The organism is Sphingobium sp. CFD-2 (assembly GCF_024611135.1).
GTDB classification, from domain to species: domain Bacteria; phylum Pseudomonadota; class Alphaproteobacteria; order Sphingomonadales; family Sphingomonadaceae; genus Sphingobium; species Sphingobium fuliginis.
Genome location: NZ_CP084405.1, coordinates 2865698 through 2889727 on the forward strand (window position 1 = coordinate 2865698; position 24030 = coordinate 2889727).

Below are 24030 nucleotides of genomic sequence, written 5' to 3' on the forward strand. Positions count from 1 at the left end.
TTCTTTAGTCGGCCTTCGTCTGAAGGTTGACGGCCGCATATTTGCCGCGGCGGTCTACTTCCAGTTCGAAGTCGAGGCGGTCGCCTTCATTCAGGGCGCTCATGCCGGCGCGTTCTACGGCGCTGATGTGCACGAATGCGTCGGGCTGGCCGTCGTCGCGCTGGATGAAGCCGAAGCCCTTCATTGCGTTGAAGAACTTGACCGTGCCGCTGGCGCGTTCGCCGGTGAGCTGGCGCTGCGGGCCGCGGTCGCCGCCGCCCGGACGATCGCCGAAGCCGCCGGCGCGGGGTTCGCGGGGGGCGCGTTCGGTGACGGGGAGCGGTTCGCCCTCGATCTTGAGATCGGTGGCCGACACCTTGCCGCCGCGATCCACCAGGGTGAAGCCGAGCGGCTGGCCTTCGGCCAGGCCCGTCAGGCCCGCCTGCTCGACGGCGCTGATGTGGACGAACACGTCTTCGCCGCCATCGTCGCGGACGATGAAGCCGAAGCCCTTCTGCCCGTTGAAGAATTTGACCACGCCGGTGCCTTCACCGACGACCTGCGCGGGCATGCCGCGGCCACCGCCGCCGAAACCGCCGCCGCCGCCGCGACCACCGCCAAAGCCGCCGCCACCGCCGCCGCCGCCGAAACCGCCACGGTCGCCGCCGAAGCCACCACCGCCGCCGCCACCGAAGCGGTCGCCGCCGCCGAAGCCACCACGATCACCACCGAAACCGCCGCGGTCGAACCCACCGCCGAAGCCGCCACGGCCGCCTTCATAGAAACTGTCGTCGCCGAAACTGTCGCGCTTGTCCTTGCCGCGCCCGCCGCGGCGACCTCTATCAAAACTCATGCCCTGTTGGTCACTTTCGCTTCGCCCCAGACTAAACCAGACAAGCATGTCGGGCGAATGACATGCAGAATCCACCGCTCACGCGCGGTTTGGGAATCACTATATCAACTTTTCCGGGACAGGCGAATGATTTTTGAGGCGGGTAAAAGGCCTGAAAATGGCGGCTTTGCGACCGCCCCGGTCGCCTTTCGTTCCCGGTCGCCAAGGGGCGATTGCGAACCGGCGGCTTTGGCCATAGAGGGGAGTCATGACCGTCCATTTCCATGAAGAGGATTTGCCCGAGGGCGTCCTTGCCCCCGGCCCGATCGCCGTCGACACCGAAACCATGGGGCTGATCACGCCCCGCGACCGCCTGTGCGTCGTGCAGATCAGCGACGGCGGGGGGGACGAGCATCTGGTCCGCTTCAACCCCGGCAGCGATTATGCCGCGCCGAACCTGCGCGCGGCGCTGGCCGATCCGGAGCGGCTGAAGCTCTATCATTTCGGGCGTTTCGACATTGCGGCGATCCGCCATTATCTGGGCGTGGTGGCGGCGCCCGTCTATTGCACCAAGATCGCGTCGCGGCTGGTGCGGACCTATACCGACCGGCATGGCCTTAAAGAACTGGTGCGCGAGCTGCTGGGGCAGGAGATCAGCAAGCAGCAGCAGTCGAGCGACTGGGGCGCGCCCGTGCTGTCGGACGCGCAGAAGGATTATGCGGCGTCGGACGTCCGGTACTTGCATGCGTTGAAGGCGGAGCTGGACAAGCGGCTGGTGCGCGAGGGGCGGATGGAACTGGCGCAGGCCTGTTTCGATTTCCTGCCGCACCGGGCGGAGCTGGACCTGGCGGGTTGGCCGGAGATCGACATCTTCGCGCATATGTGAGGGCTGAACCCATGTCGATACAGGCCGATCAGCAACGCAATGTGCGCCGTCACTGGGCGCGGCCGGGGGGGAGCCACGACCGGCTGGTCGGGCTGCTCAAGAACTGGTTGCCGGTGTCGGTGGGCGTGCTGGCGGCGTTGCTGGCGACGGCGCCCTTCACCGGGGGGGACAAGGTGAGCTTCGTGCTCGACAAGAACAAGGTCGAGGTGGCGAAGGAGCGGATGCGCGTGACCGAGGCGCTCTATCGCGGGGAGGACAGCAAGGGACAGCCCTTTTCCCTGCGGGCGGGTTCTGCCGTGCAGAAGAGTTCGCGCGAGCCGATCGTCGACCTTAACGACATGTCGGCGCGGATCCTGCTGTCCGACGGGCAGGCGCTGCTGCGGGCGCAGAAGGGGCGGTACGACATGGATACGGAACGGGTCGCGATCGACGGGCCGGTGCAGTTCCAGTCGGAGGGCGGATACCGGATGACCACGCGGGACGTGGGCGTGGACCTGAAGACGCGGCGGATGCAGAGCGCGGGGCGGGTCGACGGGCGGATACCCATCGGGACGTTCAGCGGCGACCATCTGGAGGCTGACCTGAGCGCGCGGACGGTGACGCTGAACGGGCGGGCGAGCTTGCGTATCGAACAAAATGGTCTCAAAGGGCAAAGGTGATGAGAAAGCCCCTTCTTTTGCTGTCGCTGGGCGCGTTGGGCGCGGCGGGCCTCCTGTATGCGGGGGCGGACGCGCAGGTGCTGAAGAATCATGACAGCAATGCGCCGGTCAACTTCACCGCCGACCGGATCGAGGTGCAGGACCGCGCCGACCGCGTCGTGGTGTCGGGCAATGTCGAGGTGACGCAGGCGGGCATGACGCTGAATGCGGCGCGGATGACGGTGGCTTACCGGAACCAGCCGGGGGGCGGGACCGGGCCGGGCGGCGTGGAGATCGACCGGATCGATGCGTCCGGCAATGTCGTGGTGCGCAAGGCGGACCAGACGGCGAAGGGCAATGTCGCGATCTACGACCTCAACAGCAGGCTGATCACCATGCTGGGCAATGTGTCGCTGACGCAGGGGGCGAACCGGCTGACCGGGGGGCGGCTGGTGATCGACCTGACCAGCGGGCGCTCGACCGTGGACGGGCGGGCTGCCGGGGGCGGCGGTCCGGGGATTTCCGGGAGCGGCTCGGGCGGGCGCGTGTCGGGGACTTTCACGGTGCCGCAGCGGAAGGATTGAGCCGGGGCGACGTAAGGAGCCTGGGCGGAGTTGGATGAAGGGGGCGGGCCTGTGGCCCGCGCGATCCGTTGGATCGCATCCCCCTCACCCAGCTACGACTAGGCAGCAAGCTGCCAAGTCTGCGCAGCCCTCTCCCTTGAGGGAGAGGGATAATGGGGGTTTGCTGACTGCCGTTGGTTGCCGTTTTGGGCTTTCGGCGGCGGTTATGGGCGGACGTCCCACCGGATGAGATCGACCTCGCCCCCTCCCCCCACCGTCAGTTCGCCGAAGGCGCCGGTGCGGAGTTTGAGGTCGGCGAGCGGCAGGCCTAGCGCAAGGAGCGCGAAGCGGGCGGCGCCGTTGCTGGTGATGAGGAGGTCGGCGCCCTCCCCTGCTTGCGCGAACCATTGCCTCCAGGCGGCGATGCGCGGTTCGGCGTCGACTTTCCAGTCCTTGGGCGGGATGCCCTGTTCGTCCCAGGCGGCTAGGGCCTGGGGGCCGAGGCGGGTCAGGACCTGCGCTTCGGGTTGGCCTTCGTCGGGGCCGTGGTCGATCTCGTTGAGCCAGGGAAGGGAGCCGTCGCTGGCGTGGCCGGTGGCGGCGGCGATGCTGGCGGCGGTCTGCCGGGCGCGGAGGAGCGGGCTGCTGTGGAGGCGGCGGATCGGCAAGTTCTGCGCCGCGAACCAGACGCCGAGGCGGTCGGCCTGGGCATGGCCGCTTTCCACCAGCGGAATATCGGTGCGCGCGCCGATGCGGCGGGCCTGCGCGCTGCTTTCGAAGGTGTTGCCGTGGCGGATGATGAAGATGCGGCGCATGGACTGATGATGTTTCCCGACTTCGCTCGAAACGAACGGAAGATGTTGAGGATCAGGGGGTGGGGTCGCCATGGGCGGCGATCAGCGCCTCGACACGGGCGATGTCGGCTTCGGTGTCGATGCCGGAGCTGTCGAAGACCGGCGGGGATACCGGGACGGTGGTGACGGGGATGCCGAGTTCGAGCAGGCGGAGCTGTTCGAGGCCTTCGAGATTTTCGAGCGCCGTGGGGGGCGTGGCTTCGAAGCGGGTAAGGGCTTCGAGCGTGTAGCCGTAGAGGCCGACATGGCGCCAGACTGGGGAAAGCGGCTGGCTTTGGCGCAGGGCGTCCTCGTTGCGGATGGCGGGGATGATGGTTTTCGAGAACCAGAGGGCGCGGCCGTCGGGCGCGCGGGCGCAGGTGGTGCCGCTGAAGGGCGAGCGGGTCTTGTGGTCGCGCAGCGCGTCGAGCGCGGGCCAGTCGAGGGCGATGACGGGGGTGGCGACCTGTGCGCCGGATTCCAGCGCGGCGATGACGGCGCGGAGGGCGTCCTGAGGCTGGAAGGGGCTGTCGCCCTGGAGGTTGACGATGAAGCGGGGTTGGCTGTCGCACTGGCGGGCGGCGGCGAGGGCGCGGCCGGAACCGGTGGCGATGGCGCTGTCGGTCAGGGCGGCGTCGCAGCCCGCGGCGCGGGCGTGGGCGGCGATTTCCTCGTCGTCGGTGGCGACGAGCAGCTGGATGTCGGAGAGGCCGGTCGTGGCCGCGCGGGCCATGGCGATGGTCCGGTGCAGCAGCGTGCGGCCCGCGATCAGGCGCAGCGGCTTGCGCGGGAGGCGGGAGGAGCCGGCGCGGGCGGGGATGACGATGAGGGTGGGCGGGGTCATTTCAGGAGCAATGCCGTTGAGGAGCTGCGTGAAGGGGCATGTGCGGAAAGGCGGTCAGGGGGCGGGACCGGGCTGGGTGGACGGATCGGGATGGGGGACATGGCCAGGAGCGGACGCGCGGTGTTGCCCTCCCCTTCAAGGGTGGGGGCGTGCCCCACGCGCAAACTCAGCCTGTAGAGGCACGCCCCCACCCCAACCCCTCCCCTGAAGGGGAGGGGCTTAATGGCGGCTTTCCACCCAAATCGATCAGGCTGAAGAACCCCGAATTTGCCCGCCCCGGCTTCCGCCTTTGCGGGAGTGCGGTCGTCCCTGGGGCGAATGGCGCTCAGGCGACGCCCGCGTGGAGGAGGTCGTGCATGTGGAGCGCGCCGACCAGGCGGTCCTTTTCGCAGACGAAGAGGAGCGTGATATTATGGTCGTGCATCAGGCGGAGCGCTTCGGAAGCCAGTTCTTCCGGGCCGACCGACACGGGCCTGACCGTCATGTAGCGGCCGACCGGCTCGTTCATGTGGCGGGTGCCGGTGACGGTGCGGCGCAGGTCGCCGTCGGTGAAGGCGCCGATCAGTTCGCCCTTGCCGTTGACCACCGCCGTGCCGCCAAGCCGGGCGCGGGTCATTTCGATGGTGGCGTCGAGCAGCGAGGCGTCCTCCTCCACGCGGGGGACGTCGCCGCCCGAGGCCATGAGTTCGCGCACCTTGACGAGCTGCGCGCCGAGCCGGCCATTGGGATGGAATTTATGGAAGTCGTCCGCCGAGAAGCCGCGCATTTCCATGAGCGCGATGGCGAGCGCGTCCCCGAAGGCCATCTGGATCGTGGTGGAGGTGGTTGGCGCCAGCGAATTGGGGCACGCTTCCTTCACGTCGGGCATCAGGATGCAGATGTCGGACGCCGCCGCGACCGTGCTGCGCTTGCGCGCGGTCATGCCCAGCAGGGGGATGGCGAAGCGCTTGCAATATTGGATGATCGGGCCGAGTTCGTTGGATTCGCCCGAATGGGACAGCATCAGCACGACGTCGTCCGGCGTGACCATGCCCAGATCGCCATGGCCCGCGTCGGCGGGGTGCAGGAAGATGGCGGGCGTGCCGGTCGAGGTAAGCGTCGCCGTCATCTTGCGCGCGACGATGCCGCTCTTGCCCATGCCGGTGACGATCAGGCGGCCGCGCACATTCATGATGATGCCGACCAGCCGCAGGAAGGTCGCCGAAAATTCCCGGTCGTTGAACTGGTTTTCGAGAGCGCTCAGCCCTTCGGCCGCGATGGACAATGTCCGGCGCGCGGTTTCCGCAATGCGCCCGCCTGAGCCGAATGGCACGATCTTCGTTACTGTCGACACGCGTAAGCCCTTTTTTCCACCGCCGCCGCCGGCTTTTTCCGACTGACGACAGCGGCGACGATCCACCGTCCCAGGGTGTTCCGTCCTTACCTCGTTCCGCGACCCGACCGGTCGAAACGACCGGCACCCGGCTGCCGGGGATAAGCGTCTTCCCCTAGTATTGGCAATCGATTTCGCAAGCGCGAATGATGATTTCCGCGCCATTAACGCCACAATGGATGAAAAAGCGATGAGCCGCCGAATAATATCGGCGGATGGCGGAACCTTTTACGAGGGAAGCGGTTGTGGGGCGCCGTGCTGCATTGCGCCACGGTCAGGGGAATAAACCTGTAAAGCGCGCCGTTTATGCGCCTGCCGCCCCACCATGATAGGCGCGGTACCAGTCGACGAAGCGGGGCACCCCCAGTTCGATCCCCGTGGTCGGCGCGAAGCCGATGTCCTGCGCGATGGCGCTGATGTCCGCGAAGGTCGCCGGCACGTCGCCCGGCTGCATCGGCTGGAAGTCGATCTCCGCCTTGCGGCCGCAGGCTTCCTCCAGGACGGAGATGAGGTGCATCAACTCCTCGGGCCGGTTGTTGCCGATATTGTAGAGCCGGTGGGGCGAGCGGCTGCCCCCCGCCTTGGGCGCGCCGTCATCTTCCGGCGCATGGTCGAGGCAGCCGATCACGCCGCTGACGATGTCGTCTATATAGGTGAAGTCGCGCTGCATCCGGCCGTGGTTGAAGACGGGGATCGGCTGGCCCGAGAGGATTTTCGAGGTGAAGATCCACATCGCCATGTCGGGGCGGCCCCACGGGCCGTAGACGGTGAAGAATCGCAGGCCCGTCATGGGAATGCGGAAGAGATGGGCGTAGGTCTCGCTCATCAGCTCGTCGGCGCGCTTGGTCGCGGCATAGAGCGAGACGGGGTGGTCGGCGCGGTCCTCCACCCGGAAGGGCAGCGTGTCGTTGCCGCCATAGACCGAGGAGGAGGAGGCGTAGACGAGGTGCCTCACCCGCCTTTCCCGCGCCACTTCCAGCATGTTGACATGGCCCGCGAGGTTGGAGCGGACATAGGCGTGCGGGTTGATCAGCGAATAGCGCACGCCCGCCTGCGCCCCCAGATGGACGATCGCGTCGACGGGATGGTCGTGCAGCGCCGCCTGAAGCGCGTCCATGTCGGCGAAGTCCAGCTCCGCGAAGGTGAACAGGCCGCCATGGCGATCGTGCAGGGCGGCGATCCGGTCCCGCTTCAGCGAGACGGGGTAATAGTCGTTCATATTGTCGATGCCGAAGACGGCCCGGCCTTCGGACAGAAGACGGTCCGCGACGGCCATGCCGATGAAGCCGGCGGCGCCGGTCACGAGGATTGTCATGGGTTGCGGGTTCCTGTCCTTGCCTTGGCGCTGGAGTCTTTCACAGACAATCCGGGAGGCGATGTAAAGGGCTTTCCCCAGAAGCTCCGTGTTAGTCCCTAAAAATTGCCGGGTTGGGATGCGGATGGGCTGGCGGAAATGGGTGGTTTCCTGCCATCAAGCCCCTCCCGTTCAGGGTCAAACGAGGCACGTGACTCGTTTGAAGGGTTGGGGTGGGGGAGTGCCTCTACAGGCTGAGTTTGCGCGTGGGGCACGCCCCCACCCCTCGGTCCCCTCCCCTGAAGGGGAGGGGAAGCATTGACGTCCGGTAGCCCCGGCCAGATGGAATATTGCATGAGGGTGGGACTGCATAAGGGTGGGACTGCATAAGGGTGGGACTGCATAAGGGTGGGACTGCATAAGGGTGGGACTGCATAAGGGTGGGACTGGGACCGGCCCTTGCAGACGCACGACTTGCCTGGATCGAGCCCAGATGATCCAAAGCCACTATTCAGGTCCGCCTTCGGCAAGCTAGACCATCCCTTTTCCCGGGGGATGGATTGCCGATCCTTGTCGAAATCGCCGGATGGCTGGGCGCGTTGCTGGTGTTGGGCGCCTATCTGCTCGTGTCGAGCGGGCATGTGTCCGGCAAGTCGGCCCTGTTCCAAGGGATGAACGCTCTGGGTTCGACGCTGTTCATCCTCAACACATGGTGGCACGGCGCCATCCCCTCGATGGTGCTCAACATCATCTGGCTCGGCATAGGCGCGGTCGCGTTGATGCGCATCGCCCGCCAATAGCCCTCATTTCAAAAACCCAAGAAAGGCTGGGGTGGCAGGCCATGTTCTCTTTGGCTACCAGCATGATGGAGATGAAGAAAGCGCTGATCGTCCGACATGTGCCGCGGGAGGGAGCGGCAGGCTATCTCCAGCCGATCGAGGCCGCGGGCTATGCGATCGAACGGATCGATGTCGCCAGCCCCGACTTTGCCGATGTCGACCTCTGCACCCCGGACCTGTTGATCATGATGGGCGGCCCGATGGGCGTCTATGAGCAGGACCTGCACCCCTGGATTCCGCTCCAGATCGAAAAGCTGTCCGCCCGGCTGGAGCAGGACCTGCCGACCCTGGGCGTCTGCCTGGGCAGCCAGATGATCGCCGCCGCGCTCGGCGCGCCCGTCTATCCCGGCGGGCGGATGGAGTTGGGATTCGCGCCGGTCATGCTGAACGAGGCGGGCGCGGAATCCCCGCTGCGCCATCTGGACGGCGTGCCCGTCCTCCACTGGCACAGCGACACTTTCGACATGCCGACCGGGGTCGAGCTGCTGGCGTCGACCGAAAACTATGCTCATCAGGCCTTTCGCCGCGGCCCCAACCTGCTGGCGTTGCAGTTCCACGCGGAAATGGGCGAAGACCCGCGCTTCGAGGATTGGCTCACGCATTTCTGGGCCGATCTCGACATAGCGAAGCAATGCGGCACTGCCCTTCGGCAGGACCATGCCGACCATGGCCCCGCAGCCGTCGCTGCCGGACGCGCGATGATCGGCGAGTGGTTGAGCGGAATCGGGAACCAGGACCGATCGGCATTCAGGCCATGACGGCCTGCAAATGAGCGCGCGCGACCTGCGTCCGATTGAACGCGGCGCGCCCCAGAGCATCGTGCGCAAAAGTGGGAACCGGTTTTGCGCTTAAAACGATGCGGCAACAAAAGCTTGCGCGACCTGCGTCCGATTGAACGCGGCGCGCCCTAAAATTCGACTTCCAGTTCCTCGACCTCATCCTTCTCCCCGCGGGCGGCGTCGATCCACTCGCGAATCAGGTCCCAGTCGTTGCTCCAGTTGCAATAGGCGGCCGACCGCTCCGACAGCGCCACGGCATAGGTCAGGAAACGCTGCGCCACGGGGGCGAACATAGCATCGGCCACGGTCGGCCTTTCCCCGAACAGCCAGGGTCCGCCATAGGCGCCGAGGCATTCGGTCCAGATTTCCTCGATCCGCTCGATGTCCTGCTTGGCCCCGGAAAAGACCGGGAACTTTTCGTGCCGCACCTTCAGGTTCATGGGCAGGGCCGAGCGCAGGTTGATGAAGCCGGAGTGGATTTCGCCCGAAACCGAACGGCAGTGCGCCCGCGCGATCCGCTCCGCGGGATAAAGGCCGGCGTGCGGATAGAGTTCATGCAGATATTCCGCAATGGCGAGCGTATCCCACACGCCCGCCCCCTCATGGGTCAGGCGGGGCACCAGCACGGACGGCGACAGAAGCAGCAATTCCGCCCGGTTTTCGGGATCGTCGAGCGCAATCGTCTTTTCCACGACCTTCAGCCCGGCCATGCGGCACAACAGCCATCCGCGCAGGGACCAGGACGAATAAGTCTTGCTGGAAATGGTGAGTTCGGCGTCGGCCATGGCGTTCCTCCCGCTTCATCCCTATGTTTCATCAATCATGATGCGGTGCAATATGCAAAACCTGTATAACGGTCCGGCATGGGACCGAATCGGCACCGAAAGAGCTTAGGACGCGTTTGAGCAAGATGATGATGCTATATAGCGGCTATCAGGCCTGGAACGACATGATGGCCCCTGCGCGCTTCGGTGCTCAGATCGCTCTCTCCTTCAAGGACAAGATGGGACCGGTGGCGGATTGGGCCATGCCCCGCCGCATGTTCGCCCTGATGGACGTGTTCCAGGGCGCGAAGCTGACGCATCGCCGGCCGGCCTATGGCATAACGGAGGTGCATAGCGGCAATGCGGTGGTCGCCGTGCGGGAAGAGGTGGCGCTGGACCTGCCCTTCGGCAACCTGCTGCACTTCGCGAAGGACGATGTCGAAACGCCGCAGCCCAGGGTGCTGGTGGTTGCCCCCATGTCGGGCCATTTCTCGACCCTGCTGCGCAACACCGTCCAGACGCTGCTGCGCGACCATGACGTGTACATCACCGACTGGAAGAACGCCCGGGACGTGCCGCTGAGCGCCGGGCGCTTCGGATTCGACGATTATGTCGACTACGTCATGACCTTCATGCAGGAAATCGGGCCGGGATCGCATCTGGTTTCGGTGTGCCAGCCCTGCGTGCCCGCCATGGCGGCGGTGTCGATCATGTCGGAGGACAAGGACCCGGCGACGCCGCGCTCCATGACGCTGATGGGCGGACCGATCGACACGCGCGCCGCGCCCACGGTCGTCAACGAACTGGCCAATGAACAGTCGATCAAATGGTTCGAGGAGAATCTGATCAGCCTGGTGCCGATGCGCTATGCCGGGCGCGGCCGGCGGGTCTATCCCGGCTTCCTCCAGCTTTCCGCCTTCATGTCGATGAACATGGACCGGCATGGCGCCGCGCACCGCGAGCTTTACCAGCTGCTGGCCGACGGCAGGCAGGTCGAGGCGGACAAGATCAAGACCTTTTACGAGGAATATTTCGCCGTGCTCGACATGACGGCGGAATTTTATCTGGAAACGGTGGACAAGGTGTTCCAGCGGACGCTGCTGGCCAAGGGCGAACTCACCTATCGCGGGCGGAAGGTCAATCCGGGCGCCATCCACAAGACCGCTCTGCTGACGGTCGAAGGGGAGAAGGACGACGTCTGCGCCGTGGGCCAGACCGCGGCCGCCCATGCGCTCTGCACGGGCCTGCGCCCGCATCTGAAACGCCATCACCTGCAGCCGGGCGTTGGCCATTATGGCGTCTTTTCCGGCAGCAAATGGGAAAAGCAGGTCTATCCGCAGGTGCGAAACATGATCCTGGCGATGAACGCGGGTTAGCCTTTCCCTAATCATTGGCGGATATGGCCGGGGCATGGACATGGCTTCCCATCCCGCAATGGCGCATGCGCGCGCCTATGCGCCGGTGCAGCGGGCGCGCTGGGCCGCGCTGGCGGACGCGGCGGCGGAGGCCAATGCCTTCTACATGCCCGACATGCTGTGCGCGGCGCTGGACCATCTGGCGGGCGGCACCGCCGTGCGCATGCTGGAGGCGCAGCGGGACGGGGAACTGATCGGGCTGATGCCTGTGACGGTTTCGGCGCGGCATGGGCGGTTGCCGCTGCGCTGCGTCACCAACTGGATGCACGATCATTGCTTCTTCGGCGCGCCGCTGATCCGGCGGGGCGAGGAAGTGGCGGCGTGGCGGGGACTGCTGGAGCAGTTGGACGAGGCGGACTGGGCGCCGGGCTTCCTGCATCTGCGGGGGCTGGACGCGGCGGGGGCGAATGCGGCGGCGCTGGAGGCGCTATGCGTCGAGCAGCGGCGCGGGCGGCGGGAGGTGCATCGGTACGACCGGGCGATGCTGCGGTCGGAACTGGACGCGGACGCCTATTGGGAAACCAATGTGCGGGCCAAGAAGCGCAAGGAATTGCGGCGCCTGCAGAAGCGGCTGGCCGAACTGGGCACGGTCGGGAGCCGGCTGCTGGTCGACGGGGCGGAGCTGGCCGCGTGGTGCGGGGAATTTCTGGCGCTGGAGGCCGCGGGCTGGAAGGGGGCGGAAGGATCGGCGCTGGCCTGCAGGGATGAGGATGCGGCTTTCTTCCGGGCGGCCTGCGCGGCGGCTTTCGAGAACGGGCGGCTGCATTTCCTGCGCATGGACCTGGATGGGCGGGCGATCGCGATGCTGGTCAATTTCCGGCATGGCGAAGGGGCCTTTTCCTTCAAGATCGCCTTTGACGAGGCGCTGGGGCGCTTTTCGCCGGGGGTGCTGATCGAGATCGCCAATTTGCAGGCGGTGCTGGGCGATCCCGCCATCGGCTGGATGGATAGCTGCGCGGCGGCGGACCATCCGATGATCGACAGCCTGTGGGGCGAGCGGCGGACGATCACGCAATATCGCATCGCGCTGCGGGGTGCGGGACGAAGCGTCGCCTTTGCGCTGGCCAATGGCGTGGAGGCGCTGGGGCAGAGGTTGAAGGGGCAGATATGAACGCGGTGAGCGCCATCGAGGCGGGGGTGTTTCCGGAAGAGGCGCGGGCGGCCTTCGCGGCGGCTTATCCGGACAGGGCGGCGAAGTTGAGCCATGGGCTGGCGGGGCATGCGCTGCTGACTCTGGAGGCTCTGGCCGGGCTGGCGGAGCGGATGCCGGCCGCTTCGGTCGAGTATAATCTGGGCAAGCTGCCCCTGGGGGTGCGGGCGGAGGATACGCCGTCCAACGGGCTGACGCTGGGCGAGACGATCCGGACCATAGAGAGCAACGGCAGTTGGGCGGTGCTGAAGAATGTCGAGCGGGACGCGGATTATGGCGCGCTGCTGGACCGGGCGCTGGCGGAACTGGCGCCGCTGGTGGAGCGGGAGACCGGGCCGATGCTGCATCGGGAGGCGTTCATCTTCCTGTCCTCGCCCGGCAGCGTGACGCCGTTCCACATGGACCCGGAGCATAATATCCTGCTCCAGATCCGGGGCGAGAAGACGATGACGGTCTTTCCGGCGGGCGACGAGGAACTGGTGCCGGCGGTGCAGAGCGAGGCCTTCCATGCGGGCGGGCATCGCAATCTGGACTGGCGGGACGGGTTTCGCGAGCGGGGCATGGCGGTGACGCTGTTGCCGGGCGATGCGATCCATGTGCCGGTCAAGGCGCCGCATTTCGTGGAGAATGGCCCTGTCGTGTCGGTCAGCCTGTCGGTGACGTGGCGGTCGGAGCGGAGCGTGGCGGAGGGCGAGTTGCACAGCCTGAACGCGCTGCTGCGGCGGCGCGGGCTGCCGGTCGGGCGGATCGGGGCGCGGCCGGAGGCGCAGGGCGCGCGGCGGATCGCCTATCGGATCATGCGGAAGCTGGGCGTCTGAGGATTTTGCGCAAGGCGGCCTCGGCTTCGAGGCGGGGGCTGAAGCGGTCGACCTGCCACCATTCAAGGGCTTCCTCGCGGGTGGCGAGGCTCTGCTTGTAGCGGTCCTTGCCCGCGAGCAGCGAGTAGAGCGCGAGGCCGCGTTCCGCATAATGGGCGACGGCGGCGGCGTGGCACAGCAGGCCGGGCTTGTCCTTCGGCGCGCGGGGGGCGGCGAAGGCGGACTGGTAGTTCATCGCTGTGCCGTCGTGGAGGAAGTTGAGGAGCAGGCCGACGGTTCCGCCGCCATCGGTGAAGCGCAGCAGTTCGACCTTTTCGTCGCGGCTTGCGAGGGTGGCGGCGAAGCGGCGGAAGGCGGGGTCGTCCCAGGCATTGTCGGCGTGGCGGCCGGTGTTGAGGGACCGCATTTCCTCCAGCCATGGGACGATGTCCGCTGGGGCGGCTTTGGCGATGGCCGGGAGCGCGCCGCCATGATCCTTGAGGGCGCGGCGGATCTGGGCGCGGCTGTTGGAACTGAGCAGCGACAGATAGTCGGCGGCGCGGACGGCGGCGAGGTCGACCTGATAGACCGGGGAGCGGTCGAGGCGGGTCTTGCGGCGGGCGGGGATTGTCAGGAGCGGCGAGTCGGGGGCGATGCCGCTGAGGCGGAGGGTGCGCCAGTCGTTGCGGTTTTGCAGGGCCTGGAGGGCGGCCCGTGTCGCCTCCCCTTCCCTGCCCTTCGCGGCGAGCAGGCCGTTATATTCGATGAAGGGGCGGTCGGCGCCGGGGTCGCCGGACTGGTTGAGCGACAGGGTGGCGCTGCGGCCCAGCAGGCGGGGTTGCAGGGCATGGCCGAAGAGGGCGAGCGCGATGTCCCGGCCCTGCGCATCGGTGACGGCGAGCAGTTCGGGGCGGACGGCGTAGCTTTCCAGCCAGGCGCCGGTCCAGGTCCAGCCGAGGAAGAAGCTGGCGGCGGCGCGGGACTCCAGCGCCTGCCAGCGGGGGGCTAGGCTCGCGAGGTCGGGCAGGCGGGTGAAGTGGGCGGTGAGGGCCATTGCGGGCCCCCTTTTGGCAGAGCGGCGGTGGGGGTCAAGCTTGCAGCACCTCAAGCTGTATGGGCAGGTGGGGAAGGTGGGGAATGTCCTGATTCCACCCAAACCGGTCGGGACCATCACAATTCGCGGCGCAATGCGGGGTCGACCGAGCCATCGGGGCGGACGCCCGCGCGTTTGAGGTCGCGGCCCATTTTCCCCGTCAGGAAGCGGAACCACATCACGAAATCGGCCCGCAGCGACCAGAAGGGATAGCGGAAGGTCGCCGGACGGTTATGTTCGATCAGGCTGTGGCCGATCCAGGCGAAGCCATAGCCAGCGAGGGGCACGGCGGGGATCATCCACCAGCTTCCCGCGACCGGCAGCGCGGCGATCAGCAGCACGACCAGGCTGGTGCCGGCATAGTGCATCGCCCGCGTGCCCGCATGGGCATGTTCCTGGAGATAATAGGGCCAAAAGTCGCGGAACGCCGCCGTCTTGTCGTCCATCGCATCCCCTCCTGCCTGTGTCCGCAAGCCTATCGGGAAACGGGATGGAAGTTAAGATGGATGCGTCAGGCCGTGTGCCGATCGGGGGCGAACAGGAAATAATCATAGGCCGCCCGCGCCGCTTCGGCCATGATGCGGTCGCGCAGTTCATGGCCCATATGGTCCTTCATCACGAAGACCGAGATGACGAACATGCGGCCATCGGGCAGCGTGACGATGCCCGCGTCGTTGCCGAGGCCGTTCAGCGTCCCGGTCTTGTGCGCGATGCGGGTGCCCGGCGGCAGCATGGCGCGCAGCCGGGCCTTGCCGGTCTTGCAGCGTTCCATGACCGACAGCATCAGCGCAGTCGTCTGGGGCCGCAGCACCCTGCCCAGGCGGATCGCGGCGAGCAGGTCGTCCATCGCCCGCGGCGTGGCGGTGTCGCGCGGATCGGCGGCGAAGCCCAGATTGGGCATGTCGCGGGCGTCGCGCTGGCTGGCGGAGAGGCCGGATTCCATCGCGGCTTCATCGCCGAAGCCAATGCCCGTCACCTTGGCGCGGGCGAGCAGGTCGCGGGTGTTGCTGTCGACGCGCAGCCCCCTGATCCCGGCGGCGCGGACCCAGTCGTTGACCGCCTGCGGCCCGCCGGCGCGGGCGACGAGGGCGTCGGTCGCCTCATTGTCGCTGAGCGTCAGGCTCATGTCGATCAGGGTGCGCACCGGCAGCGGGCGGCCAAGGCGCATGAGCGGTTCGTCGAGGCTGAGGCTGCCCGCGTCCAGCAGCGAGAGGATCTTGGCCGTGACCGCCACCTTGTAGGTGCTGGCCATGGGGAACAGCGTGTCGCCATTATAGGCGAGCGTCTCCCCAGTGCCGAGGTCGCGCACGGCGATGCCGACCGTGCCGTCGGTCAGTGTGGCGAAACGGGCGAATTCGGCCATCAGGCGGGATTCGGCGCTGTGCTGGACCGGATTGGGCGTCGGGCCGAAGGCGTCGGCGGTGGGCAGCGGAGCCAGGAACAGGCCCAGAAAGGCGATCAGCTTGGTACGAAGGCGCGGCATGCCGCCTGTTTCCCCGATTTGCCGGAGAAGGGCAAGCACTGTTGACAGCGGATCGGCGCGGGGTTCATCACGCCGGGCCATGAGCGATACGATCAAGCTGGACGAGAGCTGGCGCGCGCCGCTGCTGCGGGAATTCGAGAGCCCCTATATGCAGGGGCTGAAGCGCTTCCTTCAGGAGGAGAAGGCGCAGGGCAAGCGCATCTTCCCCAAGGGCGGCGAATATTTCCGGGCGCTGGACCTGACGCCGCTGGACAGGGTGAAGGTGGTGGTGCTGGGGCAGGACCCCTATCATGGCGAGGGGCAGGCGCATGGCCTGTGCTTTTCGGTGAAGCCGGGGGTGCGGACGCCGCCGTCGCTGGTCAATATCTACAAGGAATTGCAGAGCGACCTGGGGCTGCCGCCGCCGCGCCACGGTTTCCTGGAGCATTGGGCGCGGCAGGGCGTGCTGCTGCTGAACAGCGTGCTGACGGTGGAGATGGGCAAGGCGGCGTCGCACCAGAAGCGCGGCTGGGAACAGTTTACCGACGCGATCATCCGGCTGGTCAACCAGCAGGGCGAGCCGGTGGTGTTCCTGCTGTGGGGCAGCTATGCGCAGCGCAAGGCGGAATTTGTCGACCGGAGCCGGCATCTGGTGCTGAAGGCGGCGCACCCCTCCCCCCTTTCGGCGCATAACGGGTTCCTGGGGTGCCGGCATTTTTCGCAGGCCAACGCCTTTCTGGAGGAGAAGGGGCGCGGGGCGATCGACTGGGGGTTGCCGGAGACGGTAGCGGCATGAATTTCGACGACCAGTTGCACCGCTATTTCGGGGTGCGGGATGTGGACGCGCTGACCCCTGATGCCCTGGAAGCGGGGCTGGAGCGCATGCGGGTGGATTTCGGGCTGGAGACGGACGGGCGGCGGCGCTTTGCGCTGTGGTCGCTGATGTTCCTGCTGGGGGCGGCGCCCGATCTGGACGAGGCGTTCGAGGACCCGGCGGACCGGGACGCGGCGCGCGACTTCATGGAGATGATGGAGCGGGCCGAGGGGAACGAGTAGGGTTTTGCCGCCGCGCAGGAACAGGCTAGTCTGTCGGGCATGCGAATCTTCACCATCGGCTATGAGGGCGCCACGCAGGACGAGGTGATCGCCGCCCTGCGCGCGGCGGGGGTTACGATGCTGGCCGATGTGCGGGCGGTGCCGCTGTCGCGGCGGCCGGGCTTTTCCAAGAATATCCTCGCCGCCGGGCTGCGCGAGGCGGGGATCGATTATGTCGGGTTGAAGGCGCTGGGGACGCCCGCCGCCGGGCGGGAGGCGGCGCGCAAGGGGCAGCACCAGCGGCTGGCGGAGATTTATGCGGGGCAGCTGGAGCTGCCCGAGGCGATGGTGCAGGCGGCGCAACTGGTGGAGATGGCGGAGGAGCAGGCGGTGGCGCTGCTGTGCTTCGAGCGGGATGCGGCGGCCTGTCACCGGTCGTTGCTGATCGATGCGGTCATGCCGGATGCGGAGCGGGTGGATCTGGTGCCTTGAGGAGCGCGCTTCCCCTCCCCTTCAGGGGAGGGGATTGAGGGGTGGGGGCGTGCCCTAAGGGAAAGCTGGGAGTAACGGCCTGCCCCCACCCCAACCCCTCCCCTGAAGGGGAGGGGCTTCTATATATAAATTCAGTTTCTTTGCCGCCGAAGCGATTCCATATTGCATTGCAGCAGGGGGTGGCGTTTCATCGCTTTCATGCTGAAGGCCGCGCTCCACCACCTGACGTCCTATCGCTACAGTCGCCCGATCACGCTTGGGCCGCAGGTGATCCGGTTGCGGCCCGCGCCGCACAGCCGGACGAAAATCCCCAATTATGCGTTGAAGATCGATCCGCCGGGGCATTTCCTGAACTGGCAGCAGGACCCGCATGGCAACTGGCTGGCGCGGATCGTCTTTCCCGAGCCGGTCGACCGTTTCTCCGTCGAGGTCGACCTGCTGGCCGATCTCGACATCATCAATCCATTCGATTTCTTCGTGGAGCCTTATGCGGAGGAGTATCCCTTCGCCTATGACGAGCAGTTGAAGACCGACCTCGCCGCCTATTTCGACCTGGAGGATCAGGGGCCGCTGTTCGAGGCTCTGGTGGAGAGCCACAAGGGGTTCGAGGGGCGGACGATCGACTTTCTGGTCGAGGTGAACCGGCAGCTTCAGCAACGGGTCGGCTATGTGATCCGGATGGAGGCCGGGGTGCAGTCGCCGGAGGAGACGCTGGAGATCGGCACCGGGTCGTGCCGGGATTCGGCCTGGCTGCTGGTGCAGTTGCTGCGGCGGCTGGGCTTTGCGGCGCGCTTCGTATCGGGATACTCGATCCAGCTTGTGGCCGATGTCGAGCCGCTGGAGGGGCCGAAGGGTGTTTCGCAGGACGTGGTCGATCTCCACGCCTGGGCGGAGGCCTATGTGCCGGGCGCGGGTTGGGTGGCGCTCGATGCGACTTCGGGGATGTTCGCGGGCGAAGGGCATATCCCGCTCTGCGCGACGCCGCATTATCGTTCCGCCGCGCCGATCAGCGGGATGGCGGAACCGGCGGAGGTCGATTTCCACTTTTCCATGGGCGTCAGCCGCATTGCCGAGGCGGTGCGGATCACCAAGCCCTTCACCGATGCGCGCTGGGATGCGGTGATGGCGCTGGGCGCGCAGGTGGACGCCGACTTGCAGGCGCAGGACGTGCGGCTGACGACCGGGGGCGAGCCGACCTTCGTGGCGGAGAATGGCGGCGATGCGGGCGAGTGGAACGGCGATGCCGTGGGGCCGACCAAGGCGGGTTATGCCGACCGGCTGATCCGGGGGCTGCGGGAAGCCTTCGCGCCGAGCGGGATGCTGCATCATGGGCAGGGCAAATGGTATCCGGGCGAGAGCCTGCCGCGCTGGGCCTATGCGGTCTATTGGCGGCAGGACGGGGTGCCGATCTGGCGCGATGCGGCGCTGATCGCGGATGAGGTCGCGCCGGCGGGTGCGCGGGCGGTGACGGCGGAGGATGCGCAGGCCTTCATCGCGCATATGGCGGGGGCGATGGGCTTTTCCGCCGATCATATCCAGCCGGTTTATGAAGACCCGGCGGTGTGGGCGGTCAAGGAGGCGGACCTGCCGGTCAACACCTCGCCCGACGATCCCAAGATTGCCGATCCGGAGGCGCGGGCGCGGATGGTGCGGGCGTTCGAGCGGGGGCTGGACCAGCCGGTCGGCTATGTGCTGCCGGTGCAGCGGTGGCAGGCTCAGGCCGCGACGCCGCGCTGGCAGAGCGAGATTTGGCAATTGCGGCGCGGGCGGCTGTTCGCGGTGCCGGGGGATTCCGCGCTGGGCTATCGCCTGCCCCTGGGGTCGTTGCCGCATGTGCCGGAGGCGGCCTTTCCCTATATCCATCCCCGCGATCCGAGCGAGCCGCGCGGGCCTTTGCCGGATTTCCGGGCGACGGTGGACGAGGTTCACGCCCAGCCGGTGCAGCGGGTGCCCGACGCGCCGGGCGGGGCCGTGGCGCAGGAGCGGGTCGAGCAGTTCCATATCGAGGGGGCGGTGCGCACCGCCGTGACGGTGGAGCCTAGGGGGCATTTCCTGTCCGTCTTCCTGCCGCCGGTGGAGGCGCTGGAGGATTATCTGGAACTGGTCGCCGAGGTCGAGGGCGCGGCGGAGGCGATGCGGATTCCGGTGCGGATAGAGGGCTATGCGCCGCCGCCCGATCCGCGCCTGCAGGTGCTGAAGGCCACGCCCGATCCCGGCGTGATCGAGGTGAATATCCAGCCTTCTTCAAGCTGGGACGAGACGGTGGAGATCACCGAGCGGCTCTATGCGCTGGCGCGGACCTGCGACCTTACCGCCGACAAGTTCATGGTGGATGGGCGTTCGGTGGGGACCGGGGGCGGCAATCATATCGTGCTGGGGGGGCCGAGTTTGAACGACTCCCCCTTCATCCGGCGGCCCGACTTGCTGAAGAGTTTCGTGCTGTACTGGCAGCGGCATCCTTCGCTGTCCTATCTGTTTTCGGGGCTGTGCATCGGGCCGACCAGCCAGGCGCCGCGCATCGATGAGGCGCGGCATGACGGGCTGTATGAGCTGGAGATCGCGCTGGCGCAGGTGCCGCCGCCCGGAGAAGGCGACGCGCCGCCGCCATGGCTGGTGGACAGGCTGTTCCGCAACCTGCTGGTCGATGTGACGGGCAATACCCATCGCACCGAAATCTGCATCGACAAGATGTTCTCCCCCGACGGGCCGACCGGGCGGCTGGGGCTGCTGGAGTTTCGGGGCTTCGAAATGCCGCCGGAGCCGAGGATGAGCCTTGTCCAGCAATTGCTGTTGCGGGCGCTGACGGCGTGGTTCTGGCGGCAGCCGCAGCAGGGCGGTCTGGTACGCTGGGGGACGGCCTTGCATGACCGCTTCATGCTGCCGCATTTCGTCTGGGCGGATTTTCTGGAGGTGCTGGGCGACCTGCGCGGGGCGGGTTACGCGTTCGATCCCAACTGGTTCGAGGCGCAGCGGCAGTTCCGTTTTCCGGTGCATGGCGCGGTGGATGCGGGCGGCGTGGGGCTGGAGATTGCCCATGCGCTGGAGCCGTGGAATGTGCTGGGCGAAACCGGGGCCATTGGCGGGACCGTGCGCTATGTCGACAGTTCGACCGAGCGGTTGCAGGTGCGGGCGACGGGGCTGGTCGCGGGGCGGCATGTCGTCGCCTGCAACGGGCGGCGGGTGCCGATGACGCCGACCGCCGTGCCGGGCGAGGCGGTGGGCGGCGTGCGGTACAAGGCCTGGGCGCCGGCCGCCTGCCTGCACCCTGCCCTGCCGGTCAACGCGCCGCTGACCTTCGACGTGCTGGATAGCTGGAGCGGGCGGTCGCTGGGCGGCTGCGTCTATCATGTCGCGCATCCGGGCGGGCGCAATTACGACACGCTGCCGATCAACGCCTATGAGGCGGAGGCGCGGCGCAAGGCGCGGTTCCAGGACCATGGCCATACGCCGGGGCCGGTCGACATGCCGCCCGCCGAGGCCCCGGGCGAATTTCCGATGACGCTGGACCTGCGTTTCCGGCATCCATGACCGTGGCGAGCGCCCCTGTCGTGGAAGCGGCCGGTTGGGCCGACGCCTATCTGGCGCGGGCGCCGGAGGGCGACCTGTTCGCCGGAGCGAGCGCGGAGATGGCCGGGCACTGGCGGACGATGCTGGAGCGGCTGTCGGCGCAGGCGCAGGGCGATCCGGCGGTGCTGGCGGGCAATGTCGAGCGGCAGGCGGTCGACCTGGGGCTGGCGTTCCGGCTGACCGGGGACCAGCAGGAAAGGCCCTGGCCGCTCAGCCCCATTCCGCTGCTGATCGGGGCGCGGGAATGGACGCATATCGAGCAGGGGCTGATCCAGCGGGCGCAGTTGCTGGAGCGGGTGATCAGCGACATCTATTCCACCCAATCGCTGGTCCGCGATGGGAAGCTGCCCGCGAGCGTGATCACCGGCAGCCCGCATCACTGGAGGGTGATGACCGGCGCGCCGCCGCCGTATGGGCATTTCGTCCATTTCTACGCCGCCGATCTGGCGCGGGGGCCGCAGGGCGATTGGCGGGTGCTGGCGGACCGGGTGCGGACGCCCGTGGGCGTCGGTTATGCGCTGGAGAACCGGCTGGCCCTGTCGCGGGCGACCGGGGACCTGCTGGGCGCGCTCAATGTGCGGCGGCTGGCCCCGTTCCTGAGCGACCTGCGGCGCGGGCTGGCGGCGGATTGCGAACGGAGCGATCCGCGCATCGGGCTGCTGTCGCCGGGGCGGTTCAACCAGAGCTATGCCGAGCAGGCGCATCTGGCGCGCTATCTGGGCCTGTTGCTGGTCGAGGGTGACGACCTGATCGTGTCGGACGGGCAATTGTTCGTCCGGACCATTCAGGGGTTGAAGCGGGTCGATGGCCTCTGGCGCTGGATGGACAGCCGCTTCCTCGATCCGCTGGCGTTCGACGCGGAATCGCGGATCGGCGTGCCGGACCTGTTCGACGCCTGCGTCAAGGGCGGGCTGATGCTGGCCAACTGGCCGGGCGTGGGCGTGATCGAATCGCGGGCGATGGCGGCCTTCCTGCCGGGGCTGGCGCGGGAGGTGCTGGGGGCGGACCTCATCCTGCCCAATATCGCGACATGGTGGTGCGGGCAGGCGGCCGAGCGGGCGCATGTGGCGGGGGCGATGGATGAGCTGGTGGTGGGGTCCGCCTTCGACCGGGACGTGGCGGGGCTGACGGGCACGCGGTTCCTGCCCGGATCGGGGATGGATGCGGCGCAGCGGGCGGCCCTGCTGGAGGCGATGGCGCGGCGGCCGATGGATTATGTCGGGCAGGAAGTGGTGCGGCTGTCGACCACGCCCGCGATCGTCGGGGGCAGGCTGACCGCCCTGCCCTTCACCCTGCGGGTGTTCCTGGCGCGGGACGAGCTGGGGCAATGGCGGATCATGCCGGGCGCCTTTGCGCGGCTGGCGGCGCATGGCGACATTCGCGCCGCGCTGATGGGCGAAGGCGACCTGTCGGCGGACATGTGCGTGCTGGACGGCAAGCCGGTGCCGCAGGACGGGCTGTCGGCGGCGGCTCCGGCGATCCGGCGGGTGGGCGGCATGCTGCCCGCCAAGGCGGCGGACAATCTCTATTGGCTGGGCCGCTATATCGAGCGGATGGAGATGACGGCGCGGGTGATCCGGGCGATCGTCGGCGGGTCGATCGAGGCCGATCTGGGGCCGGCGGTGGGGTCGCCCGCCATGGACCGGCTGATGGGGCAGCTTGCGTCCTGGGGCGCGATCCCGGCTGTTGCGGGGGCGGTCGGGCCGCTCTGCGCGCAGGCGTTGGGCGATGGCGCTCAGCCGGGCAGCGTGCGGGCCCTGCTGGCAGCGGTGGCGGGCATAGGGGAAGGGCTGCGCGACCGGCTGGCGGTGGATTACTGGCGGCTGGTGCGGCTGCCCCTGCCCGATTTCGACGGCGGGGTGACGGAGACCCTGCTGAAGGCGTCATCCCGGATGATCGAGCGGATTTCGGCGCTGTCGGGGCTGGCGGCGGAGAATATGGGGCGGACCGAGGGGTGGCGTTTCCACGACATGGGGCGGCGGATGGAGCGGGCGATCAATGGCTGCCGTCTGGCGATGCTGTTCGGGGGCGATGGGGCTTCGGCGGACGACCTGACCGTGCTGCTGGACCTCAACGACAGCCAGATCAGCTATCGCAACCGCTATCTGGCCGGGCCCGCCCTGGCGCCGGTGCGCGATCTGGTGGCGCTGGAGCCGCATAATCCGCGCTCCATCGTCTATCAGGCGGAGAGGCTGGCGGAGCATGTCGGGGCGCTGCCGACGCTGCATGGCGACGGCATGCCCGAGGAGCCCCAACGGCTGGCGGCGATGCTGGCGGCGCGGCTGGCGCCGCTGACGGGGGATGTGCTCGGCATGGCCGATCTGGCGGAGGCGGAGGGCCGGTTGCTGGAACTGTCGGACGCCATCGGGCAGCGCTATTTCCTGCAGCGGCGCAAGGAAAAGAGCGAGGGCGCCAGCCTGCTGTCATGATCTACCGCATCCGGCATCAGACCATCGTGCATTATGATGCGCCGGTGCAACTGGCGCGCCTGAACCTGCGGCTGCGGCCCGCGCCCTGGCCGGGGCAGTGGACGTCGGACTATCATCTGGCGGTCGATCCGGCGCCTTCCTCCATCGAATCGCGGCCGGGGGCATGGCCGGTGCATGTCGCCCGGCTGGAGATCGACAGCCCGCTGCGCCGGATCAGCATCGACAGCAGCTTTCGCGCCGGGGTGCAGGGCGGGCCAGCGGCGGAAGCGCGGGACGATGATCCCACCGTCGGCGCGGTGGCGGAGGCGGCGCTGGTGGCGCGGGACATGGGACCGGCGGGGCCGGCGCATTATCTCCACGCCTCGCAGCGCGTGCCGCTGGTGGCGGAGATCGGGGATTGGGCAGCGGATTTGCTTGTCCCCGGGCGGCCGATTGTCGAGGCGGCGGTGGAACTGGCGCGGCGGATCAAGGGCGAATTCGCCTATGTGAGCGGGGCGACGGACGCGGCGACGCCGGTGGCGGAGGCCTTTGCGGCGCGCCATGGGGTGTGCCAGGACTTTGCCCATGTGATGGTGGCGGCCTTGCGCTGGTTCGGGCTGCCCGCCGCCTATGTCAGCGGCTATCTGCGCACCGATCCGCCGCCGGGCATGGCGCGGCTGGTGGGCGCGGACGCCATGCATGCCTGGGCGATGCTGTGGTGCGGGCCGGCGCGGGGGTGGATCGGCCTTGATCCGACCAACGGCGTGATCGCTGGGGACGGACATCTGTTCGTCGCCATGGGGCGGGACTATGCCGATGTCGCGCCGATGGACGGGCTGTTCGTCGGCGGCGCGGGCCAGAGCGTGCAGGTAATGGTGGACGTCATGCCGGAGGATGAGTCGGCGTGAGGCGCGCCTGGAGCACGCTGCGCCAATCGGACGCAGCGCGCTCCGGCTTTCTGCCGCATCCTTTCCAGAGCATCGTGCGC

General features: G+C 67.7%; 23 protein-coding genes. 14 read left to right on the top strand and 9 right to left on the bottom strand.

Features of this window, described 5'->3' with window-relative positions; translation table 11 throughout:
* Positions 1 to 4: 4 nt before the first annotated feature.
* Positions 5 to 832 carry a cold-shock protein gene (locus tag LDB29_RS29290; protein ID WP_048576282.1) on the bottom strand — a complete coding sequence of 276 codons (828 nt, stop codon included), beginning with the start codon at positions 830 to 832 and terminating at the stop codon, positions 5 to 7.
* Between the two features lie 247 nt (positions 833 to 1079).
* On the opposite strand from LDB29_RS29290, the gene LDB29_RS14175 reads away from it, so the two are divergent.
* Genes LDB29_RS14175 through LDB29_RS14185 form a run of 3 tightly spaced genes read left to right on the top strand, consistent with a single transcriptional unit; the run spans position 1080 to position 2919 of the window.
* Positions 1080 to 1697: a ribonuclease D gene (locus LDB29_RS14175; RefSeq protein WP_025552208.1), complete on the top strand. Its 618-nt coding sequence runs from the start codon at positions 1080 to 1082 to the stop codon at positions 1695 to 1697.
* Between the two features lie 11 nt (positions 1698 to 1708).
* Entirely contained in the window at positions 1709 to 2356 is a 648-nt protein-coding gene (locus LDB29_RS14180; protein WP_044661371.1) for an LPS export ABC transporter periplasmic protein LptC, read from the top strand.
* Complete coding sequence (locus LDB29_RS14185) at positions 2356 to 2919, top strand: LptA/OstA family protein (RefSeq protein ID WP_025552210.1); 564 nt, start codon at positions 2356 to 2358, stop codon at positions 2917 to 2919. The genes LDB29_RS14180 and LDB29_RS14185 overlap by 1 nt, the downstream gene beginning before the upstream one ends.
* Positions 2920 to 3122: 203 nt before the next feature.
* Here LDB29_RS14185 and LDB29_RS14190 read toward each other — a convergent pair whose 3' ends face one another.
* From LDB29_RS14190 to LDB29_RS14205, 4 genes are all read right to left on the bottom strand, one after another.
* Positions 3123 to 3713: a histidine phosphatase family protein gene (locus LDB29_RS14190; RefSeq protein ID WP_025552212.1), complete on the bottom strand. Its 591-nt coding sequence runs from the start codon at positions 3711 to 3713 to the stop codon at positions 3123 to 3125.
* A gap of 52 nt (positions 3714 to 3765) precedes the next feature.
* Positions 3766 to 4575 (bottom strand): 3-deoxy-manno-octulosonate cytidylyltransferase, encoded by an 810-nt coding sequence (locus tag LDB29_RS14195; RefSeq protein ID WP_025552214.1) that lies wholly within the window; start codon positions 4573 to 4575, stop codon positions 3766 to 3768.
* Positions 4576 to 4900: 325 nt separating this feature from the next.
* Positions 4901 to 5908 carry an SIS domain-containing protein gene (locus LDB29_RS14200; protein ID WP_044661368.1) on the bottom strand — a complete coding sequence of 336 codons (1008 nt, stop codon included), beginning with the start codon at positions 5906 to 5908 and terminating at the stop codon, positions 4901 to 4903.
* Between the two features lie 343 nt (positions 5909 to 6251).
* Entirely contained in the window at positions 6252 to 7262 is a 1011-nt protein-coding gene (locus tag LDB29_RS14205) for an NAD-dependent epimerase/dehydratase family protein (RefSeq protein WP_099186370.1), read from the bottom strand.
* A 539-nt stretch (positions 7263 to 7801) separates the two neighbouring features.
* Between LDB29_RS14205 and LDB29_RS14210 the strand changes: the two genes are divergently transcribed.
* Complete coding sequence (locus LDB29_RS14210; protein ID WP_044661366.1) at positions 7802 to 8041, top strand: hypothetical protein; 240 nt, start codon at positions 7802 to 7804, stop codon at positions 8039 to 8041.
* Between the two features lie 71 nt (positions 8042 to 8112).
* Complete coding sequence (locus LDB29_RS14215) at positions 8113 to 8838, top strand: glutamine amidotransferase (RefSeq protein WP_048576291.1); 726 nt, start codon at positions 8113 to 8115, stop codon at positions 8836 to 8838.
* A 149-nt stretch (positions 8839 to 8987) separates the two neighbouring features.
* Here the strand turns inward: LDB29_RS14215 and LDB29_RS14220 are convergent, their stop codons facing one another.
* On the bottom strand, positions 8988 to 9644 hold the full coding sequence (locus LDB29_RS14220; protein WP_025552154.1) for a glutathione S-transferase: 657 nt from the start codon (positions 9642 to 9644) through the stop codon (positions 8988 to 8990).
* Positions 9645 to 9769: 125 nt separating this feature from the next.
* Here LDB29_RS14220 and LDB29_RS14225 point away from each other — a divergent pair, with 125 nt between their 5' ends.
* Genes LDB29_RS14225 through LDB29_RS14235 form a run of 3 tightly spaced genes read left to right on the top strand, consistent with a single transcriptional unit; the run spans position 9770 to position 13006 of the window.
* A complete protein-coding gene (locus tag LDB29_RS14225) occupies positions 9770 to 10999 on the top strand; it encodes a polyhydroxyalkanoate depolymerase (protein ID WP_025552155.1) in 1230 nt (409 codons plus the stop codon).
* 34 nt (positions 11000 to 11033) lie between these two features.
* Positions 11034 to 12149 (top strand): GNAT family N-acetyltransferase, encoded by a 1116-nt coding sequence (locus tag LDB29_RS14230; protein WP_099186371.1) that lies wholly within the window; start codon positions 11034 to 11036, stop codon positions 12147 to 12149.
* Positions 12146 to 13006, top strand: coding sequence for a cupin-like domain-containing protein (locus tag LDB29_RS14235; RefSeq protein ID WP_025552156.1), 861 nt, complete (start codon positions 12146 to 12148; stop codon positions 13004 to 13006). Before LDB29_RS14230 ends, LDB29_RS14235 begins: the two co-directional genes overlap by 4 nt.
* Here the strand turns inward: LDB29_RS14235 and LDB29_RS14240 are convergent.
* The 3 genes from LDB29_RS14240 to LDB29_RS14250 all read right to left on the bottom strand — a co-directional run bounded on the left by LDB29_RS14240 (position 12984) and on the right by LDB29_RS14250 (position 15561).
* The gene (locus LDB29_RS14240; RefSeq protein WP_193666668.1) at positions 12984 to 14039 is read right to left on the bottom strand and encodes a GNAT family N-acetyltransferase; all 1056 of its coding nucleotides are present in this window, start codon (positions 14037 to 14039) and stop codon (positions 12984 to 12986) included. The genes LDB29_RS14235 and LDB29_RS14240 overlap by 23 nt on opposite strands.
* A 116-nt stretch (positions 14040 to 14155) precedes the next feature.
* Positions 14156 to 14524 (bottom strand): DUF962 domain-containing protein, encoded by a 369-nt coding sequence (locus LDB29_RS14245; protein WP_025552257.1) that lies wholly within the window; start codon positions 14522 to 14524, stop codon positions 14156 to 14158.
* Positions 14525 to 14589: 65 nt separating this feature from the next.
* Complete coding sequence (locus tag LDB29_RS14250) at positions 14590 to 15561, bottom strand: serine hydrolase (protein WP_025552255.1); 972 nt, start codon at positions 15559 to 15561, stop codon at positions 14590 to 14592.
* 79 nt (positions 15562 to 15640) lie between these two features.
* Between LDB29_RS14250 and ung the strand changes: the two genes are divergently transcribed.
* The 6 genes from ung (at position 15641) to LDB29_RS14280 (ending at position 23950) form a co-directional block, all read left to right on the top strand.
* Entirely contained in the window at positions 15641 to 16336 is a 696-nt protein-coding gene (gene ung / locus LDB29_RS14255; protein WP_025552253.1) for a uracil-DNA glycosylase, read from the top strand.
* Complete coding sequence (locus LDB29_RS14260; RefSeq protein WP_025552251.1) at positions 16333 to 16596, top strand: hypothetical protein; 264 nt, start codon at positions 16333 to 16335, stop codon at positions 16594 to 16596. The genes ung and LDB29_RS14260 overlap by 4 nt, the downstream gene beginning before the upstream one ends.
* Positions 16597 to 16635: 39 nt before the next feature.
* Positions 16636 to 17067: a DUF488 family protein gene (locus LDB29_RS14265; RefSeq protein WP_025552249.1), complete on the top strand. Its 432-nt coding sequence runs from the start codon at positions 16636 to 16638 to the stop codon at positions 17065 to 17067.
* 198 nt (positions 17068 to 17265) lie between these two features.
* On the top strand, positions 17266 to 20595 hold the full coding sequence (locus LDB29_RS14270; protein ID WP_025547350.1) for a DUF2126 domain-containing protein: 3330 nt from the start codon (positions 17266 to 17268) through the stop codon (positions 20593 to 20595).
* The gene (locus LDB29_RS14275; protein ID WP_025547348.1) at positions 20592 to 23063 is read left to right on the top strand and encodes a circularly permuted type 2 ATP-grasp protein; all 2472 of its coding nucleotides are present in this window, start codon (positions 20592 to 20594) and stop codon (positions 23061 to 23063) included. The genes LDB29_RS14270 and LDB29_RS14275 overlap by 4 nt, the downstream gene beginning before the upstream one ends.
* Positions 23060 to 23950, top strand: coding sequence for a transglutaminase family protein (locus tag LDB29_RS14280; RefSeq protein WP_025547346.1), 891 nt, complete (start codon positions 23060 to 23062; stop codon positions 23948 to 23950). The genes LDB29_RS14275 and LDB29_RS14280 overlap by 4 nt, the downstream gene beginning before the upstream one ends.
* The last annotated feature ends 80 nt before the right edge of the window (positions 23951 to 24030 follow it).